This is a genomic window from Pseudoduganella sp. RAF19, assembly GCF_052114165.1.
In the GTDB taxonomy this organism is placed as follows: Bacteria; Pseudomonadota; Gammaproteobacteria; order Burkholderiales; family Burkholderiaceae_D; genus Rugamonas.
Genome location: NZ_JBFREF010000004.1, coordinates 305,102 through 322,531, shown reverse-complemented (window position 1 = coordinate 322,531; position 17,430 = coordinate 305,102). Strand labels below are relative to the sequence as shown.

The window sequence follows — 17,430 nt, the reverse complement described above, 5'->3', positions numbered from 1 at the left end:
AAAAGGCGCTTTGCGAGCGCCTTTTGCCTTTACTGCTGGGCGCGTTGCGCCAGGATTTCCACTGCCGGCAGGGTTTTACCTTCCAGGAACTCAAGGAAGGCGCCGCCGCCGGTGGAGATATAGCCAATCTTGTCGGTGATTGCGTATTTTGCGATGGCGGCCAGGGTGTCGCCGCCGCCGGCGATGGAGAAGGCCTTGGAGTTGGCGATTGCCATGGCCAGGGTCTTGGTGCCTTCGCCGAACTGGTCGAATTCGAACACGCCTACCGGGCCGTTCCACACGATGGTGCCGGCGGCCTTGATCTGCTCTGCCAGCTTGGCGGAGGTTTTCGGACCGATGTCCAGGATCATGTCGTCGTCGGCGACGTCGGCCACGGCTTTCACGGTGGCGGCCGCGGTTGGGGAGAATTCCTTGGCGCAGACCACGTCTTCAGGAATCGGCACTTGCGCGCCGCGGGCGGCCATGATGTCGATGATGGCTTTCGCTTCCGCCACCAGGTCGGCCTCGGCCAGCGATTTGCCGATCTTCAGGCCGGCAGCCAGCATGAAGGTGTTGGCGATGCCGCCGCCGACGATCAGGTTATCGACCTTGTCGGCCAGGGATTTCAGAATGGACAGCTTGGTCGACACTTTCGAGCCGGCCACGATGGCCAGCAACGGACGGGCCGGCGCGCCCAGGGCCTTGCCCAGCGCGTCCAGCTCAGCAGCCAGCAGCGGGCCGGCCGCGGCGACCGGTGCGTACTTGGCGATGCCGTGGGTAGTGGCTTCGGCGCGATGCGCGGTGCCGAAAGCATCGTTCACGTAGACGTCGCACAGCTTGGCCATGTTCTGGGCCAGCTCATCGGAATTCTTCTTTTCGCCCTTGTTGACGCGGCAGTTTTCCAGCAGCACGACCTGACCTGGCTTCACTTCCACACCGCCGGTCCAGTCCTGTTTCAGCTCAACCGGCTGGCCCAGCAGCTCGGACAGGCGCTTGGCGATCGGCGCCAGGCTGTCTTCCGGCTTGAACTCGCCTTCAGTCGGACGGCCCAGGTGGGATGTCACCATCACTGCAGCGCCACCCTTCAGCGCCATCTGAATACCCGGCACGGAAGCGCGAATGCGCGTATCTTCGGTGATATTGCCCGCATCGTCCTGCGGCACGTTCAGATCGGCACGAATAAATACACGCTTGCCCTGCAGCGCATTCTGCGCGGCCAGGTCTTCCAGGCGGTTAAATTTCAGCATGGCTACTCAAAGGGACAATAAGTTGGAAAGACCGCTATTTTACCTGAATGCCAGCACGTTTCGACCGTTTGTTATCACCTCGTCAACCACCAAATTCGGGGTCCAGGTCTGTCCTTGGGACATGCAGACAGACCCGACCCCGCATTTAGGCGAGCAGGAGCCGCAGAGCGGTGTAGGCGAGCATGCCGAAGATGATGGTTTCGAGCATGCTCTTGCGAATGAGGTAGTAGGCGCCGGCGGCGATGCCCGCGAACAGCTTGTAGTTGTGAATGCCAACCGAAACCACGCCCGCCGGATCGAGCAGCAAGTCGGGGCCGATGATGGCGGCCAAGGCGCAGGACGGCGCGTAGCGCAGCATGCCCTGCACGCGGGTCGGGATGGAAATGCGCTGGCCCACCAGCCAGAATGAACTGCGCGTGGCGGCGGTCGCGCAGCCGAGCGCAATGATGGTCAGCCAAACCTCCAGGTCAGACATGCTTCACCATCTTCTTTTCCTGAAGACTTTCCACGCCCATTGCCACCGCCATGCCAACCAGCACGGCCATCAGCAGGCCCAGCTTGTACGGCATACCGGCCGCCGCCACGGCCACAGCGCCGGACACCAGCACCCCGCACAGCGCCGGGCTGGTCGTCACCATCGGCACCGTGATGCCGATAATCGCCAGCGTTCCCGCAAAGCCGAGTCCCCACTCCGCCGGTACCGTACTGCCCAGCAGCACGCCGGCAATCGAGCCCACTTGCCAGGCCGCCCAGTTTGGATACAGCAAACCTTTGAGGTAGGACACCTTGCCCGGCTCCGGCTTGTCAGTCGGGAATTTCTGCAAATACAGCGCCACCGTCATGTCCCCGGCCGCATAACCAAGGAAAAAGCGCTGCTTCAGCGGCAGTTTCGCAAAATGTGGCGCCAGGATCGCGGCAAAAATAACGAAGCGGAGATTGACCACCAGCGCGGTCAGGAAGATCACCCAGATCGGCGCGCCCGCCGCGATCAGCGGCAGCGAGGCCAACTGGGCGGAACCGGCGTAGACAAATAAAGTCATTCCCAGCGCTTGCGGCACGGTCAGGCCGGATTTGACCATCGCCACGCCGACCACCAGTCCCCACGCCAGAATGCCGAACAAGGTCGGCAAGCCTTTGCGCACGCCCTCGCGCCACAACGCTGGGTCGTGTGCAGCAATATCAGGCTCGGCGGCAGGAAAAGTCATGTGGTCTAATAGCCACACAATGAAATCCTTCGCTGGCGGCGCTATCAATGGAAGGCGTCATTTTAACGGCGAATTCTTCTCATTGCGCGAATGGATTAAAATCGTGCTTTTTAATACCCCGGAGCATTAGAAGATGAGCAACGCCCCAGCCCCAGTCGAACTTGATGGCAAAGATCTGCCGGCATACTGCCCGAATCCGGCCATGCCACTGTGGTCCTCGCACCCACGCGTATTCCTCGACTTCAAGCACGGCGAAGCCAAATGCCCCTACTGCGGCACCGCGTATCGCCTGAAGCCGGGCACCGAAGCCGGCCATCACTAATCTTCCCGAAAACGCCCGGAGCCCCCATGGTTCGCAAGCACCAGATCGGCAGCGCCAAAGAAGTTGAAGCAGCTTTCTATGACGCGTTGAACCGGGCGGATCTCGATGCCCTGATGGCGCTGTGGGCAGACGATGAAGAAATCGTCTGCATTCACCCCGGCGGACCGCGCCTGATTGGCCACGCGCAAATCCGCGAGTCGTGGCAGTTGCTTTTAGAGCACGGTGGCTTGCATATTACCCCCTCCCAGCTGCACGAAACGCACAACCTGATGAGTTCGGTGCATACTGTCATAGAAGGCGTTACGGCAAAAAGTGGCGAGCCAGCACACCTTGTTGCGACCAATGTGTACGTTAAGACACCGAAGGGTTGGCGTATTGTGTTGCATCATGTGTCTGTAGCGCCGGGTCCCGTGCCACTTGATACGCGCGCCCCGATTCTGCACTAGATAAACGGCGGATCAATGGTCCGCCCACGACGCAGAGTGGACTCATAAGGTCCGCCAAAGACGCATCATGAACTACATCGCTCCTTTCTGGCTGCCTAGCGGCCATTTGCAAACCATTTATCCTGCCACCTGCATGGCCAAGCCGGCTGTGCGCTTCCGCCGCGAACGCTGGACCACTCCGGACGCGGATTTCATCGACGTCGATTTTGTCGATGGCCAGGCGGATAAACCCTTCGTGGTGCTGTTCCACGGCCTCGAAGGTTCGTCCGATAGCCACTACTCGCGCGCCTTGATGGCAGAGCTCGCGCAGCGCGGCTGGTCGGGCGCCGTGCCGCATTTCCGCGGCTGCTCCGGCGAAAGCAATCTGGCGCCGCGCTTCTATCACTCCGGCGATATCGTTGAACTGGACTGGATCGTCCGCCGCCTGCGCCCACGCACCAGCGGCAAATTCTATGCTTGCGGCGTCTCGCTGGGCGGCAATGCCCTGCTGCGCTGGCTGGGCGAGTCGCAGCATCAGGCCGAATTTGTGGATGCTGCATGCGCGGTATCGGCGCCCATGGATCTGGCGAAAGGTGGCAATGCCTTGTCGCGCGGCTTCAATCGCCTGTACAGCCGCATGTTCCTGCAGACCATGAAGCCGAAGTGCGTGGCCAAGTTGAAGCAGTTCCCCGACCTGTTCGATCTCGATGCGATGATGGCGGCCACCGACCTGCACACTTTCGACAATATCGTGACGGCGCCGCTGCACGGTTTCCGCGATGCCGACGATTACTGGGACCGCGCCAGCGCCAAGCATGTGCTGGACGACATCACCGTGCCGACCCTGGTGCTGAATGCGAAGAACGATCCCTTCTTTCCTGGTGTGCATTTGCCAAGCACCGCGTCGCCGCAGGTGGTGTTGGACTATCCGGAAGAAGGCGGCCATGTGGGCTTCGCCACCGGCAGTCTGCCGGGCAGCCTGAGCTGGCTGCCCTTGCGCATGCTGCATTTCCTGGAAGGGAATCGCTCGGTGCCTGCGCCAAAAAACGGCGCCTTGTGCGAGGCTTGATGCATGGATGAAATCGTCAAACAGGCAATCGCGAAATGGCCCAATGTGCCGCACTGCTACGGCTGGCTGGCGCTGGATGCGCGCGGCAACTGGCGCATGCGCGATGAGCGCGCCCAGCATTTCAATCAACCGGGCGATAAGCTGAACAATCCAGCGCTGGTGGGCTTCATCGTCCGTAATTACCTGAAGGACGAGCGCGGGTGCTGGTATTTCCAGAACGGTCCGCAGCGCGTTTATCTAAATCTGGAAGCGACGCCCTTTATTGCCCGCACCGATCCTGTGCAGGGCTTCGTGCTGCATACGGGTGCGCCACTCGGCGTGCCGGATCAGGCATGGCTGACCGAAACGGGCGAACTGATTTTGCGCTCAGGCGAAACCGTCGCCCAACTGGACGATCGCGATTTCGCGCAAGTGCTGCCGTTGCTGGAACTGGACGGAACGCCCGCCAGTGATGAAGCGCTGCTCGACTGGCTGGAGCATGCGGACGGTGAACTGGTGCTACGCACGGGCGGCCGCGCAGTGCCTGTTTCGCCGATTGCGCGCACGGATGTGGAGCAACTGGGCTTCCGCCGCGTGCCGACGCCGGCGTAAGCGCTACGCTTGAACGGCGGATCGATGATCCGCCCTACGCATCTTCGATGAAATACGCGATGTTTGATGTAGGGCGGATCATCGATCCGCCATGAACCGCCGCCGGCTTTAATCCTTATCCTTGTCCTTCTTCTTATCGCCCAGCATCTCGCGGCGCTTGGCCTGCAGTTCGCGCTCGCGGCCATCGATCACCGACTGGTCGTAGTAGGTCGCATCAGGCGCCTTGCGCGCCAGACCGAGCTGATCCAGTGCCGCCATGGTGCCGCCTTGCAGCACATAGGACTCGGCCAGCGCAATGTGCTGCAGCGCGATCTTACCCTGCTTCGAATACGCCTGCGCCAGGAAGTCATACAGCTCCGGCTCGCTGCGGTACATCTGCAGCTGATCGCGCAGGAATAGTGCCGCCTCGTCCGACTTGCCGCCTTTAATCATCGCGTCCGCATACTGCCAGGCCAGGCCGCGCGACAGCGGATAGCGCGCATGCGCCGCCTCCGCCTCCTTGACCGCCGCCGCAATCACTTTCGGATTGTCTTCCTGCGCCAGCTTGATTTCCAACGACAGGAAGGCCAGTTCGGTATCGGTCTGGCCGCGCGGCATGGGAGAACTGAAAGCCCCGGCGGTGGGCGCCTTGTCGAGGGTGGCGCGCGCCTTGTCCAACCATTGCTGGGCGCCCGCGTAATCGTGCTGGCGCATTGCGACCATCGACAGGCCGTACTGGCCGGCCGCGACTTGCTGGCGGCCCGGCGCTTCCGTCTGCGTCTGGAAGAATGCCTTTGATTCGGCCAGGCCTTTTTCGCTCTCATCCTGCAGCACGCGGGCGCGCGAGCGCACCAGGAAGAAGTCCGTGCCATCCACGCGCGGACGGAAAGGCGTTTCGCGGATGCGTGCCTGGATATCGGCGATACGCTCCGTGGTCAGCGGGTGGGTCTGTAGCCACGCCGGCACGATGTCACTGTAGTTGCGCGTGGTCTGCTGCAGGCGCTGGAAGAAGCCCACCATGCCACTCACGTCATAGCCCGCTTCGCCCATGATCTGGAAGCCCACACGGTCCGCTTCGCGTTCCGCATCGCGGCTGAAATTCAGCTGGCGCTGGATGGCCAGGCCCTGCCCGCCCATGAACACGCCGATCGCCGCGTCACTGCTGGCCTTCGATGCCAGCGCGGCGAGAATCATCGCCGCCAGCGGAATCAGCGCATCGGTTTTCTGTGCGCCGATCTGGCGCGCAATGTGGCGCTGCGCCACGTGGCCGATTTCGTGCGACAGCACTGACGCCAGTTCGGATTCGGTCTGCGCCGCCAGCAGCAGCGACGAGTGCACGCCGATATTCCCGCCTGGCAGCGCGAACGCGTTCAGCATCGGATCGCGCACCACGAAGAAGAAGTAGCTGTAGTTGGCATCGCCGCGCGCGCCGGGACGCGCCGCGACCAGCGTCTGCCCCAGGTTGTTCAGGTATTCGATGATGGGCGGATCGTCGAGATAATCGCGGTCACGCCGGATGTCGTTCATGATTTCTTCGCCCAGGCGCTGTTCCATCACGGGCGACAGATCCTCGCGCGACGCGTCGCCTAGGGTGGGCAGGTTGGGGGTAGTCGTTGCAGACTGCGCCTGCCCATTCGGCGCCGTAATCAGCAGCGACGACAGCAGGGCCGCCAGCAGGCGGCGGGGAAAACGATGTGCATTCACAGTGCTATCATACCCGTTCAATCAGAGTGACACGATGACCAACAAGAATCCAGAACTTACCCATTTCGACGCCTCCGGACAAGCCCACATGGTCGATGTCGGCGCCAAGGCGGAAACCCACCGCGTCGCCGTCGCCGCAGGCAGCATTCGCATGCAAGCTGCAACGCTGGCCATCATTCTAACGGGAAGCGCCAAGAAGGGGGACGTACTGGGCATTGCGCGCCTGGCCGGCATCATGGCCGCCAAGCGCACCAGCGACCTGATACCCCTCTGCCACCCGCTGGCGCTGACCCGCGTGACAGTGGATTTCGAGTCCGACGAAGCCTCGTCCACCATCCACTGCCGCGCTCAGGTCGAAACCTATGGCAAGACCGGTGTCGAAATGGAAGCATTGACAGCCGTGCAAGTCGGCCTGCTGACCATTTACGACATGTGCAAGGCTGTCGACCGCGGCATGGTCATGAACAATATCCGCGTGGTGGAGAAGGCCGGCGGCAAGTCCGGCGACTGGAAGGCTGACTAAGCCCACAGATCCAACTGGGAAGTATCCACTTTCTGCCGCGGCGCCAGCGGCTCTTCCCAGGCGCGCATGCGGCTCACCGGGTAGTGGTTGAGGAAGGCGCGCGCGTGTTCGGGGTTGCGGCAGCCGAGCCAGTCTTCGTAATGCTCGGGCGGGATGATGACCAGGGAGCGCTTTTCGTCACCGTCCTTGTGGAAGCGCTTCATCAGGCGGTGATGGTCGGCGTTGATGGTCAGCTGGGTGAAGGAGTAGCTTGAGCTGCCGTCCGCCTCGATCCAGCGCCGCCACAGTCCGGCTACCGCAAAGGCACGCTCATCGGCCATGCCTATCCCCCAGCGCACTGCTTTGCCCGACTCGTAATTCGGTTCATAGAAATGATTCATCGGCACCAGGCAGACCTGGCTGTCGTGCCAGGCCTGCGAGAATGAACGCAGCTCGCCGACGGTTTCGGTACGCGCATTCATGGTGTCCCAAGGCTTTACGCCAGGCGGAATATGCCGGCGCGGTACCATGCCGTAAGACGCGACCAGACATTCGGCCTTGCCGCTGCTGCCGCGCCGAATGATGGGTGCCGCATAGTCCTTCCAAGTCTCGTCCGGCCAGTCCTCAGACGCCAGCATATCGAGCTGCATCATCTCGGCAACGAGATCGCGGGAGGTGGGTCGGTAGTTGGTGCACATGGGCAGCTATCGTACAACAACCGCTGAGGTCGCCCTCGAATTATACTTGTGACAACGTCAGCTTTCGGGATAGCATGGACAGATGACATCCAAGGCGACGGCCCTGCGTTTACTCCTTTCCTCTGCGCTGCTGATGGCGCTGGCGGGCTGCGAGCGCGAGGACGGGCAGTTTGTGAACGCGGACTGGCATCGCAAGGATCTCAATGCTCACCTCGCCCGCTGGGTAGCCGTGGCGCCCACGCCATCAGGCTTGATGCTGGGCCAGTTCAACCGCAACTGGCAGCCGCAAAAAGGCGCCAGCGGCGATCTGACAATACATAGCCGCGTGGTGTACGCCATGATCGTCGGCTACGAAGCCACGGGCGATCAGCGCTACGCAGATGCGGCAAGGCGCGGCGCGGACTTCATGCTGCAGTATTTCCGCGATCCGCAGTACGGCGGCTTTTATCAGCACGTGGATGCGGCCGGCAAAGTGGTCGACAACAGCAAGAACACCTACAGCCACGCCTTCGCCGTGTTGGCGCTTTCGCACATGGCGCGCGTGACCGGCGATGAGCGCTACAAGCAGGCCGCGCTGACGGCCTGGCGCGACATCCGCAGCAAACTACGGGATGCGGATGGCGGCTTCGTCGCCAATGCCAGCCGCGACTTTGCGCCCGCCTCCGGCCTGCGCACGCAGAATCCGGTGATGCATATGTTCGAAGCCCTGCTGGCCCTGGTCGAGGCCACCGGCGACCCAGGCGCACTGGAAGACGCGCGCAGCGTCGGCAACTTCGTCCTGTACAAACTGATGGTCGGTTTGCCCGGCGGTGGCGCTTATATCCCCGAATGGTATGACGCGCAATGGAAGCCGCTCGCGACCGCCGACCAGGGCGCCTATATCGACATTGGCCACCAGTTCGAATGGAGCCATCTGCTGCGCACGGCGGAACGGCGCGGCTTGCCACCCATGTTTGCGGATGTGGGCGACCGTTTGCTGAAGTACGCCATCGCCAACGGGTATGACGAAGCCAGCGGCGGCATCTTCAATCGCATCTTCCCCGACGGCTCGGTGGACCGCCACAAATACTGGTGGCAACAGGCGGAGGCGATGCGCGCTTTCATGGCTGTGGGCCAGCGTCCCGAAATGGCGCGGCGCTACCAGCAAACGCTGGAGCTGGTCGATCACGAAATGCTGGACCGCGACCACGGCGGCTGGCGCCTCGGCGCGAAGCGCACTTGCGATGACGGATTGTGCGGCGATTTGCAGCCGGAACCTTATCATTTGGTTGGACTGGACGTGACAGCGTTGTCCATGGCATCCACGCAATGAATATTTAGTTCCACTTAGAACTATTTATTCCGTGACAATGTATAATCGTGCAAGTTGCTCAACAACCAAACGGGACCCAAAGGCATGGCGAGCGAGGCGAAGACGCAGGAATACGAATTTGAACAGATGAACCTGCAGGTGGGAGGGCGAATCCAGCTCCTGACCCACCGCACGCTGCGCCCGATCCAGCACTTCTCTACCGTCATCGGCTGGGTCCGCGACGAGTACATGATCGTCAAGATCCCCATGGAAAATGGGGCGCCAATTGCGCTACTGGAAGGGGATAAACTGACCGTTCGCGTGTTTTCAGGCGTGAATGTGTGCGCGTTTTCGACTGTGGTGCTGCGCGTGTTTCAGCGTCCGCTGCTGTATGCACACGTGACCTTCCCGGCCAATATCCAGGGCACGAGCTTGCGTACGGCGATGCGCGTGAAGGTGGAAATTCCGGCTCAGCTGACGCGGGCGGATGGCATGCAGGCCTCGGTCTTCCTGACCAACCTGAGCGTTTCGGGTGCTTTGATTGAATCGACCCAGCCGCTCGCACGCGAGACTGAAACCGTCGGCCTCGATTTCACTTTGCTCTCAGCGCCGGGACAACACCAGGTGCGCGTGAACACGCAGGCCCTGGTGCGCAACGTGAGCGTCGCCGCTTCACCTAGCGGGACGGAAGAAGTGTTCAGCTACGGCGTGCAGTTCTCGAACCTCGATCCGGTCCACTTCACCATGCTGCAGAACCTCACTTACGAGGCCCTGCTCGCAGATCGACAAAAAATCGTTTGAACAAATAAAAAAACCGGGCCGAAGCCCGGTTTTTTTTGGGTTCAACTAGCTATTACGGATTGTTCTTGGTGATAGCGGTTGACAGGGTGGTGTTGGTGATGTCGGTACCAGCGGTCCACTTCATCGAGCTGTCGCCAGCGGTCAGCACAGGGGCAAAGGTGATTTTTTTGCCGTTTGCGTCGGTGGAGATACCGTCTTGCAGCATCAGGGTGATCGTGCCGCCAGCAACAGTAGCACCGGCTTTAACTTCTTTGGTTGCGAGGAACAGGTTAGCTGCTGGAATGCCGCCGCTGCCGTTGGAGCAGTTGGTCAGGTCACCGCCGGCTTCCTGTGCGCACAGCGCTACTGCGGTCTTCAGCGAGTCTGCTGCGGAGATTGCGTTAGCGATTTTTGCTTTAGCGGTGTAGTCCGAGTATGCAGGGATAGCAACTGCTGCCAGGATACCGATAATTGCAACAACGATCATCAGTTCGATCAGGGTGAAGCCGGCTTGAGCTTGTTGCTTCATCATTTTCATGGATTTCATTTTGCTGCTCCTCAGTAAAGAAACTAAAAATTGGGTGGGACACAGGGATAAGAGCAATCGGCGTGCCAGCCTATTTTTTAAGCAAAATGAGGGTTTTTGGACCGTAAACTGTCAAAATTTGTCGACACCACTGTCGAGATTTGTCAGGGCGCTGTCGAATTTTGTCAGTAGTAGCGTTTCCACGTGACAATTTTCGTCATGCCGTACGGAAACTCATGCGGGTACCGCCGAGGTCGAGCACATCGCCGTCGGCCAGGCGCTTGGCCACGCGGCCAAGAGGTGTGTCATTTAATAGTGGCGCTTGTTCGCCTTCGACGTGAGCTGCCGTGTAGCCGTCCGCCGCGCGGGCGATTACCACGACCTGGACGCCAGGACGGCCCAGGCTGGTGGCCGGTTTGGTCAGAGTGAGCGATTTGCCAACATTCGGGCCGTTCAGGAGTTCGATGCGGCCAAGCGGCAGGCCAACCTCCCCCGCAGCGGCGTCCATCGCCGCAGCAGAGGCCGCGCCAGGGCTGGCGCCGCTGCCATAAACTGCAGCAGCGGCAGGCGTAACAGATGTCGCCGGCGCCGGGCGCACGCCCGGCATGATGGTGGACGGTCCGGCGGCCGCAGCGGCAGCAAGCGGTCGGATGCCGTCCTGAATGAATTCGAGGTGGTACTTTGCCATCTTGATCACGTCCTTGTTTTGCAGGAAGTGCTTGCCGATGCGCAGGCCGTTAACAAATGTACCGTTGGTGCTGTGCAAATCTTCGAGGAAGGAATCGTCCAGAATAGTCGTAATCACCGCGTGCTCCCCGCTCACGGCAGGATGGTTCAGCACGATATCGTTATGGCGATGGCGGCCGAAAGTCATGCGCTCTTTACTGAGCTGGACCGTCTGCTCCACGATGCCTTCACGAGTGATGACTAATTTGGCCAATCAAATCCTCCAAACAAACAAAAACGGGGAGCCGCAGCTCCCCGTCATCATACCGAAACGATTACAGCATTGCCTTCAGCAGGCGTGCCATCTCGGACGGGTTCTTGGTCACGGTGATGCCGCAGGCTTCCATGATTTCCAGTTTGGCTTGCGCGGTGTCGGCGCCGCCGGAGATCAGTGCACCGGCGTGGCCCATGCGCTTGCCCGGAGGAGCGGTCACACCAGCGATGAAGCCTACCACTGGCTTCTTCATGTTGTCCTTGATCCAACGGGCTGCGTTGGCTTCGTCAGGACCGCCGATTTCGCCGATCATGATCACAGCGTCGGTGTCAGGATCTTCGTTGAACATGCGCATCACGTCGATGTGCTTCAGGCCGTTGATCGGGTCGCCGCCGATACCCACTGCCGAAGACTGGCCCAGGCCCAGGGCGGTCAGCTGAGCCACCGCTTCATAGGTCAGGGTGCCGGAGCGGGAAACCACGCCGATGCGGCCCTTACGGTGGATGTGACCAGGCATGATGCCGATCTTGATTTCGTCAGGAGTGATCAGGCCTGGGCAGTTCGGGCCCAGCAGCAGGGTCTTGGAACCGGCTTTAGCCATGCGATCCTTAACTTCCATCATGTCGCGGACTGGGATGCCTTCGGTGATGCAGATTGCCAGGTCCAGGTCAGCTTCAACAGCTTCCCAGATTGCCGCAGCAGCGCCTGCTGGTGGAACGTAGATCACGGACACGGTCGCACCGGTCTCGGACTTCGCTTCCTTCACGGAGGCGTAGATTGGGATGCCTTCGAAATCTTCGCCGGCTTTCTTCGGATTCACGCCAGCTACGAAGGCGTTCTTGCCGTTCGCGTAGTCGCGGCACATGCGGGTGTGGAACTGGCCGGTCTTGCCGGTGATGCCCTGGGTGATGACTTTGGTGTCTTTGTTGATCAGGATAGACATAGTGATTCCTTAATTATTTACCGGCAGCGGCAGCAACAACGGCCTTGGCTGCTTCTTCCATGGTGTCAGCGGCGATGATCGGCAGGCCGGATTCGGCCAGCATCTTCTTGCCCAGGTCTTCGTTGGTGCCCTTCATGCGCACCACCAGCGGTACGGCCAGGGACACGGCCTTGGCGCCGGCGATCACGCCTTCAGCGATCACGTCGCAGCGCATGATGCCGCCGAAGATGTTCACCAGGATGGCTTTCAGTTCCGGATTCTTCAGCATCAGCTTGAAGGCTTCGGTCACTTTCTCGGTGGTGGCACCGCCGCCCACGTCCAGGAAGTTGGCCGGCTCGCCGCCGAACAGCTTGATGGTGTCCATGGTTGCCATGGCCAGACCGGCGCCGTTCACCAGGCAGCCGATGTTGCCGTCCAGGGAGATGTAGGCCAGGTCGAACTTGGAAGCTTCCACTTCAGCTGGATCTTCTTCGTCCAGGTCGCGGTAAGCCACGATTTCCGGGTGACGGAACAGGGCGTTGGCGTCGAAGTTGAACTTGGCGTCCAGCGCGATGACCTTGCCGGAGCCGGTCAGGATCAGCGGGTTGATTTCAGCCAGGGAGGCGTCGGTTTCCCAGTAAGCCTGGTACAGGCCCTTCAGGTTGGCGACGGCGTCGGCGATCGAACCTTCCGGCACGCCGATCTTGGCAGCGATGCCAGCGGCTTCAGCGTCGGTCAGGCCCACGGCTGGATCGATAGCGATCGAGTGGATCTTCTCCGGGTGGGACTCGGCAACTTCTTCGATGTCCATACCGCCTTCGGAGGAAGCCATCAGCACAACCTTCTGGGTGACACGGTCGGTCACCAGGGATACGTACAGTTCTTTCTTGATGTCCGCGCCTTCTTCGATCAGCAGGCGACGTACCTTCTGGCCTTCAGGGCTGGTCTGGTGGGTGATCAGCTGCATGCCCATGATCTGGTTTGCGTATTCTTTTACCTGCTCCAGCGACTTGGCTACTTTCACGCCGCCGCCTTTACCACGGCCACCAGCATGGATCTGTGCCTTCACGACCCAAACCGGGCCGCCCAGGGTTTCAGCAGCTTTCACTGCCTCGTCCACGGACATGCACGGGATGCCGCGCGGTACGGTCACTCCGAACTTTCGGAGGATCTCTTTGCCTTGATACTCATGGATTTTCATGCTGGCTTTCCCTTCTGATACAGATGTGTGTATGAATACGGTTTATGTTAGTTTGGACAGCACCTAGGCTGCGTCTGCCTTTTGGACAAACCAGCGCGGGTAAAACTCGGCAACTGCCTCGCCATCGGTCTTCAGGGCGTGGCACTTATCAAGTTGGAACGGCTTTTCATGATGCTCGGAGCGTTCACGCACCGGCCATACGTCGTTGGCGAAGGCCTGAATGGCAGCCGTGGGCAGGATCTGAGCCAGTTCGGTCAGATGCGTGCAGCCCAAAACACCAGCAAGGCGTTGCTTCACTTCGTTGCGGAATCCCTTCATCAGATTGAGGCCGACGAGGGTTTTATAGGCGGAACCGATGGTGTTACAACGGCCGGGGTAAGGAACTGCATCCGAGACAGCTTCAGCGTCCACAATAGTCAGCTGCTTATCGACAGTGATACGCAGCCAGAGGTCGTGCAGGGCTTCTCCGCCTTTGCGGGGGCCCGATGCCAGCATGGTATCAATGGATTTGATGTCCGTTATATGAGCGTCAAGATCCCATAGGCCATCTTCGCGGGCGAACGCTTTGATGTCTATGGCGCGCGTATGTCTCAGCGCACGTCGGGAGACTGGATTTGACAAGGACATAAGACCGATGCCACTTTCGTGGCCAAATTAATAAGCAGCTAATGTACGCCGCAGCTTCTACGGACAACCACCGCACCCGCGGTGCTGCATAAAACCCTAAAAGTGTAGCACACCGCGCCGCAACACGGCTATTTCAGGGTTTCGTAGTCCGCTGTGGTCTGCAGGTCCACCAGCACCTTGCGCGGCCCTTCCGTGAAGGAAGGTGAAGCGAAGCTTTCGCGCGAATCGCGGCCATCCCAGTCTATATCTGCTATTTCCAGCAGTGATGGGAAGATTTGGGTGTGCGTGATTTTGCGATCGCGATTGGCTTGCAGCGCCGCGGCAATTTGCGGATGGGACTCGCGATAAGCGGCGTTCATCCAGACCAGCATCGGCACATGGGTGTCAAAACGTGTGGCCGGATGCTGCGTGTGCATAAACAGGCCGCGCTTGTCGTCGAACAGGTTTTCGCCATGGTCGGAGGTGAACAGCAGAATGGCCGGGCGCGTCTCCTGCGACAGCGTGGCGATCACGCGCGACAGGAATTTGTCGGCTTCGATCACCGTGTTGTCGTACGAGTTCACCGTCGCTTCGCGGTCGGCGGGCTGCGGCGCGTTGATGCCCAGGTCACTCAAGGTCGGCGTGAACACCCGCGAATCGGCGCCATACCGTTCTTCATAAGGGATATGGCTGCCGATCATATGGAGCAGCACAAACTGCCGAGGCCCGGCCTGGCGCACGAAGGAGCTGAACATGGGCAGCAGATTGGCGTCGGTGCGCAGATGGAAATCCTGAGCGTCGTGACCCTGCTCCACAACATTGGCATCGCGCGCATACGGGGAGCGTTCCTGATTGGATATCCAGGCGGTCTGGAAACCGGCTTCACGGAAGGTCTTCACCAGCGTCGCTTCCTGCTTGCCGATATGGCGCGCAACGATGTTCGGCACCGCGGCATTGGTCCAGTTAGCGGTCGATGCGACATCGCTGAAGGACAGCAGGTCCGGCCCCAACGCGGCAAGATTAGGCGTCGTTGGCCGCTTGTAGCCGTTCAGCTGCAAGTGGTCATAGCGCAGGCTTTCGCCAAGCGCGAAAACAACCAGTACCGGCTGGGACGGCGCAGCCGGGCGGCCGTGCACGCTGGCAAAGCTGGCCGTTTTGTTTTGCTGGTGATACATACGGGTCAGCGACATTGCCAGGCCACTGGGAAATGCCAGATTGGCCGTCGCGTGCTCGAAGAAAGGCGGCAGGCGCAATTGCTGCGACAAGGTCACACGCGTGACCATGGCCAGCATGGCCGCCATCAGCAAGCCGGCGAACAGACGCTTGCGTGCTTCAGCGCCAAGCTTCCATGTGCGGTCGATGGATAATGCCAGCAGCACATAGGCGAGCACGCTGAGCGGCACCAACCACACCAGCCAGCCGAAGGAGGCCAGCACCTGCCGGGTCTGCGCCCATTCGGTATTCCATGTGGCGGAAATCAGGGCATCACCGGGGACGCTGTGATAGGCGAGGGTCAGGTAGGCGAACGGGCCGGCCAGCAGTGCGAATGGCGTCAGCGCCAGGAAGTAGTGCCGCGGCCGGGGCAGCAGCACCAGCGGGCACAGCAGCAGGAACAGCGAGAAGCCCAGCAATCCAATGGCATCGCGCGGGGATGCCAGCTGGTCGGTGGTCAGCACAACAAGGCTGGGCAACCATAGCCATCCGGCCAGGAGCCCCGCCTTCAGGACATTGCTACGCATGTTGCTGTTTCTGAAGGGAAAAGCCGATTGTAGCCGATGACGGGTGCTTAGTAATCTTCGTCGGGCATCGTGCCCTTCATGGCGGTGCGGATGGCTTTTTGCGAGAAGCCGCGCGCCAGCAGGAAGCGCATTTGCTTGTTGCGGCCTTCGGGATCGGTGGCGACTTCGCCGAATTTGCGCTGCCAGACTTCGCAGCAGCGCTCGACTTCGTTTTCCTTCAGCTCGGTCTTGATCCCGGTCAGCATCTCGCCCTCGATGCCGTGGCTTTGCAGCTCGGCGACGATGCGGCTGTTGCCGTAGCGGGCGCTGCGGCGATGCACGAGATTTTCAGAGAAGCGCTCTTGCGAGAGCCATTTGTTTTGTTCGAGGAAGTTGAGCAGGGCTTCGAGGTCGTCGCCTTCTTCCGCATAGCGCGAGAGTTTGCGCGACAGTTCCAGACGGCTGTGCTCGCGCTGCGAGAGCAGGCGCAAGGCGCGGGCTTTGAGAGAGAGGGGGGGGCGGGGCATAACAAAAACGGCGGATCGATGATCCGCCCTACGACACATTGTTGGCATGTCCAACGCATGGCGTAGGGCGGGTCATTGACCCGCCGCTGTGCGATTATTCGACGGCTTTGAGCTTCGGTGCGGCGACTTCTTCGCCGTCGTCGTTCACGACCGGCAGTGCGCGCACGCCGAGGGCTGCGCGGACCTTGTTCTCGATTTCGCGCGCCAGCGCTGGACGCTCTTTCAGGAACAGGCGGGCATTGTCCTTGCCCTGGCCGATGCGTTCGCCTTCGTAGCTGTACCACGAACCGGACTTCTCAACGATCTTGGCTTCCACGCCCAGATCGATGATTTCGCCTTCGCGGGAAGTGCCTTCGCCATACAGAATGTCGAAGTGGGCTTCCTTGAACGGAGGCGCGATCTTGTTCTTGACGACCTTGACCTTGGTTTCGTTACCGATCACCTCGTCGCCGGACTTGATGGAGCCGGTGCGGCGGATGTCCAGGCGCACGGAGGCGTAGAACTTCAGTGCATTACCGCCGGTGGTGGTTTCCGGCGAGCCGAACATCACGCCGATCTTCATACGGATCTGGTTAATGAAGATGACCAGAGTGTTGGTGCGGTTGATGGTGCCGGTCAGCTTGCGCAGCGCTTGCGACATCAGACGGGCCTGCAGGCCTGGCAGCGAGTCACCCATATCGCCTTCGATTTCCGCTTTCGGGGTCAGCGCGGCGACCGAGTCGACCACGATCAGGTCCACGGAACCTGAGCGCACCAGCGCATCGCAGATTTCCAGGGCCTGTTCGCCGGTGTCCGGCTGGGAGATCAGCAGCTCGTGCAGGTTCACGCCCAGCTTCTGCGCGTAGACCACGTCCAGCGCGTGTTCCGCGTCAATGAAGGCGCAGGTGCCGCCCATTTTCTGCATTTCGGCGATGGCCTGCAGGGTCAGGGTGGTTTTACCGGACGATTCCGGACCGTAGATCTCGACCACGCGGCCGCGCGGCAGGCCGCCTACGCCCAGGGCGATGTCCAGACCCAGGGAGCCGGTGGACACGGTCTGTACTTCCTCGATCGGAGCCGAGGCGTCCATGCGCATCACGGAGCCCTTGCCGAACTGCTTTTCAATCTGTGCCAGCGCGGCGGCCAGCGCCTTGGCTTTTTCAGATGCGGGGATTACAGCTTTTTTATCGTCCATGATGTTCTTTCGCGCAGTTGGTTG

At 60.6% G+C, this 17,430-nt stretch carries 20 protein-coding genes; 7 read left to right on the top strand and 13 right to left on the bottom strand.

Annotated elements, in window-relative coordinates:
- Positions 1-29: 29 nt before the first annotated feature.
- From AB4Z19_RS12675 to AB4Z19_RS12665, 3 genes are all read right to left on the bottom strand, one after another.
- On the bottom strand, positions 30-1,226 hold the full coding sequence (locus AB4Z19_RS12675) for a phosphoglycerate kinase (protein WP_442035363.1): 1,197 nt from the start codon (positions 1,224-1,226) through the stop codon (positions 30-32).
- 145 nt (positions 1,227-1,371) lie between these two features.
- On the bottom strand, positions 1,372-1,701 hold the full coding sequence (locus AB4Z19_RS12670) for an AzlD domain-containing protein (protein WP_442022339.1): 330 nt from the start codon (positions 1,699-1,701) through the stop codon (positions 1,372-1,374).
- Complete coding sequence (locus AB4Z19_RS12665) at positions 1,694-2,431, bottom strand: AzlC family ABC transporter permease (protein ID WP_442022341.1); 738 nt, start codon at positions 2,429-2,431, stop codon at positions 1,694-1,696. The genes AB4Z19_RS12670 and AB4Z19_RS12665 overlap by 8 nt, the downstream gene beginning before the upstream one ends.
- 133 nt (positions 2,432-2,564) lie before the next feature.
- On the opposite strand from AB4Z19_RS12665, the gene AB4Z19_RS12660 reads away from it, so the two are divergent.
- The 4 genes from AB4Z19_RS12660 (at position 2,565) to AB4Z19_RS12645 (ending at position 4,838) form a co-directional block, all read left to right on the top strand.
- The gene (locus tag AB4Z19_RS12660) at positions 2,565-2,753 is read left to right on the top strand and encodes a zinc-finger domain-containing protein (protein WP_442022343.1); all 189 of its coding nucleotides are present in this window, start codon (positions 2,565-2,567) and stop codon (positions 2,751-2,753) included.
- A 26-nt stretch (positions 2,754-2,779) separates the two neighbouring features.
- Positions 2,780-3,199, top strand: a complete 420-nt coding sequence (locus tag AB4Z19_RS12655) for a YybH family protein (RefSeq protein ID WP_442022345.1) — start codon at positions 2,780-2,782, stop codon at positions 3,197-3,199.
- Positions 3,200-3,266: 67 nt separating this feature from the next.
- The gene (locus tag AB4Z19_RS12650; protein WP_442022347.1) at positions 3,267-4,247 is read left to right on the top strand and encodes a YheT family hydrolase; all 981 of its coding nucleotides are present in this window, start codon (positions 3,267-3,269) and stop codon (positions 4,245-4,247) included.
- 3 nt (positions 4,248-4,250) lie between these two features.
- Positions 4,251-4,838 carry a DUF2946 family protein gene (locus AB4Z19_RS12645; RefSeq protein WP_442022349.1) on the top strand — a complete coding sequence of 196 codons (588 nt, stop codon included), beginning with the start codon at positions 4,251-4,253 and terminating at the stop codon, positions 4,836-4,838.
- Between the two features lie 108 nt (positions 4,839-4,946).
- Here AB4Z19_RS12645 and AB4Z19_RS12640 read toward each other — a convergent pair whose 3' ends face one another.
- Positions 4,947-6,521, bottom strand: coding sequence for a M48 family metallopeptidase (locus AB4Z19_RS12640; RefSeq protein WP_442035362.1), 1,575 nt, complete (start codon positions 6,519-6,521; stop codon positions 4,947-4,949).
- 34 nt (positions 6,522-6,555) lie between these two features.
- On the opposite strand from AB4Z19_RS12640, the gene moaC reads away from it, so the two are divergent.
- Entirely contained in the window at positions 6,556-7,044 is a 489-nt protein-coding gene (moaC, locus tag AB4Z19_RS12635) for a cyclic pyranopterin monophosphate synthase MoaC (protein ID WP_442024220.1), read from the top strand.
- On the opposite strand, the gene AB4Z19_RS12630 is transcribed toward moaC, so the two are convergent.
- A complete protein-coding gene (locus AB4Z19_RS12630; protein ID WP_442024222.1) occupies positions 7,041-7,721 on the bottom strand; it encodes an SOS response-associated peptidase in 681 nt (226 codons plus the stop codon). The two genes, moaC and AB4Z19_RS12630, sit on opposite strands and share 4 nt — an antisense overlap.
- Positions 7,722-7,803: 82 nt before the next feature.
- Here AB4Z19_RS12630 and AB4Z19_RS12625 point away from each other — a divergent pair, with 82 nt between their 5' ends.
- Both AB4Z19_RS12625 and AB4Z19_RS12620 read left to right on the top strand, forming a co-directional pair.
- A complete protein-coding gene (locus AB4Z19_RS12625; protein ID WP_442024224.1) occupies positions 7,804-9,033 on the top strand; it encodes an AGE family epimerase/isomerase in 1,230 nt (409 codons plus the stop codon).
- An 84-nt stretch (positions 9,034-9,117) separates the two neighbouring features.
- Positions 9,118-9,813 (top strand): flagellar brake protein, encoded by a 696-nt coding sequence (locus tag AB4Z19_RS12620; RefSeq protein WP_442024226.1) that lies wholly within the window; start codon positions 9,118-9,120, stop codon positions 9,811-9,813.
- A gap of 52 nt (positions 9,814-9,865) precedes the next feature.
- Here AB4Z19_RS12620 and AB4Z19_RS12615 read toward each other — a convergent pair whose 3' ends face one another.
- From AB4Z19_RS12615 to recA, 8 genes are all read right to left on the bottom strand, one after another.
- The gene (locus tag AB4Z19_RS12615; protein ID WP_442024228.1) at positions 9,866-10,339 is read right to left on the bottom strand and encodes a pilin; all 474 of its coding nucleotides are present in this window, start codon (positions 10,337-10,339) and stop codon (positions 9,866-9,868) included.
- Positions 10,340-10,535: 196 nt separating this feature from the next.
- On the bottom strand, positions 10,536-11,258 hold the full coding sequence (locus AB4Z19_RS12610) for an FHA domain-containing protein (RefSeq protein ID WP_442024230.1): 723 nt from the start codon (positions 11,256-11,258) through the stop codon (positions 10,536-10,538).
- A 61-nt stretch (positions 11,259-11,319) separates the two neighbouring features.
- A complete protein-coding gene (gene sucD, locus AB4Z19_RS12605; RefSeq protein ID WP_442024232.1) occupies positions 11,320-12,201 on the bottom strand; it encodes a succinate--CoA ligase subunit alpha in 882 nt (293 codons plus the stop codon).
- Between the two features lie 13 nt (positions 12,202-12,214).
- Entirely contained in the window at positions 12,215-13,381 is a 1,167-nt protein-coding gene (sucC, locus tag AB4Z19_RS12600; protein ID WP_442024234.1) for an ADP-forming succinate--CoA ligase subunit beta, read from the bottom strand.
- 63 nt (positions 13,382-13,444) lie between these two features.
- Entirely contained in the window at positions 13,445-14,008 is a 564-nt protein-coding gene (locus AB4Z19_RS12595) for a DUF2889 domain-containing protein (RefSeq protein WP_442024236.1), read from the bottom strand.
- A gap of 128 nt (positions 14,009-14,136) precedes the next feature.
- Positions 14,137-15,726: a phosphoethanolamine transferase gene (locus tag AB4Z19_RS12590; RefSeq protein WP_442024238.1), complete on the bottom strand. Its 1,590-nt coding sequence runs from the start codon at positions 15,724-15,726 to the stop codon at positions 14,137-14,139.
- A gap of 47 nt (positions 15,727-15,773) precedes the next feature.
- Entirely contained in the window at positions 15,774-16,232 is a 459-nt protein-coding gene (gene recX / locus AB4Z19_RS12585) for a recombination regulator RecX (RefSeq protein WP_442024240.1), read from the bottom strand.
- Between the two features lie 94 nt (positions 16,233-16,326).
- Entirely contained in the window at positions 16,327-17,406 is a 1,080-nt protein-coding gene (gene recA / locus AB4Z19_RS12580; RefSeq protein ID WP_442035361.1) for a recombinase RecA, read from the bottom strand.
- Between the last annotated feature and the right edge of the window lie 24 nt (positions 17,407-17,430).

Excerpts from the sequence above, each read along its gene's own strand:
- AB4Z19_RS12665 (WP_442022341.1), bottom strand. The coding sequence starts at position 2,431 with ATGACTTTTCCTGCCGCCGAGCCTGATATTGCTGCACACGACCCAGCG.
- AB4Z19_RS12670 (WP_442022339.1), bottom strand. The coding sequence starts at position 1,701 with ATGTCTGACCTGGAGGTTTGGCTGACCATCATTGCGCTCGGCTGCGCG.
- moaC (WP_442024220.1), top strand. The coding sequence starts at position 6,556 with ATGACCAACAAGAATCCAGAACTTACCCATTTCGACGCCTCCGGACAA.
- sucD (WP_442024232.1), bottom strand. The coding sequence starts at position 12,201 with ATGTCTATCCTGATCAACAAAGACACCAAAGTCATCACCCAGGGCATC.
- AB4Z19_RS12615 (WP_442024228.1), bottom strand. The coding sequence starts at position 10,339 with ATGAAATCCATGAAAATGATGAAGCAACAAGCTCAAGCCGGCTTCACC.
- AB4Z19_RS12655 (WP_442022345.1), top strand. The coding sequence starts at position 2,780 with ATGGTTCGCAAGCACCAGATCGGCAGCGCCAAAGAAGTTGAAGCAGCT.
- AB4Z19_RS12630 (WP_442024222.1), bottom strand. The coding sequence starts at position 7,721 with ATGTGCACCAACTACCGACCCACCTCCCGCGATCTCGTTGCCGAGATG.
- AB4Z19_RS12660 (WP_442022343.1), top strand. The coding sequence starts at position 2,565 with ATGAGCAACGCCCCAGCCCCAGTCGAACTTGATGGCAAAGATCTGCCG.
- recX (WP_442024240.1), bottom strand. The coding sequence starts at position 16,232 with ATGCCCCGCCCCCCCCTCTCTCTCAAAGCCCGCGCCTTGCGCCTGCTC.
- AB4Z19_RS12590 (WP_442024238.1), bottom strand. The coding sequence starts at position 15,726 with ATGCGTAGCAATGTCCTGAAGGCGGGGCTCCTGGCCGGATGGCTATGG.
- AB4Z19_RS12650 (WP_442022347.1), top strand. The coding sequence starts at position 3,267 with ATGAACTACATCGCTCCTTTCTGGCTGCCTAGCGGCCATTTGCAAACC.
- AB4Z19_RS12675 (WP_442035363.1), bottom strand. The coding sequence starts at position 1,226 with ATGCTGAAATTTAACCGCCTGGAAGACCTGGCCGCGCAGAATGCGCTG.
- AB4Z19_RS12620 (WP_442024226.1), top strand. The coding sequence starts at position 9,118 with ATGGCGAGCGAGGCGAAGACGCAGGAATACGAATTTGAACAGATGAAC.
- recA (WP_442035361.1), bottom strand. The coding sequence starts at position 17,406 with ATGGACGATAAAAAAGCTGTAATCCCCGCATCTGAAAAAGCCAAGGCG.
- sucC (WP_442024234.1), bottom strand. The coding sequence starts at position 13,381 with ATGAAAATCCATGAGTATCAAGGCAAAGAGATCCTCCGAAAGTTCGGA.
- AB4Z19_RS12625 (WP_442024224.1), top strand. The coding sequence starts at position 7,804 with ATGACATCCAAGGCGACGGCCCTGCGTTTACTCCTTTCCTCTGCGCTG.
- AB4Z19_RS12595 (WP_442024236.1), bottom strand. The coding sequence starts at position 14,008 with ATGTCCTTGTCAAATCCAGTCTCCCGACGTGCGCTGAGACATACGCGC.
- AB4Z19_RS12645 (WP_442022349.1), top strand. The coding sequence starts at position 4,251 with ATGGATGAAATCGTCAAACAGGCAATCGCGAAATGGCCCAATGTGCCG.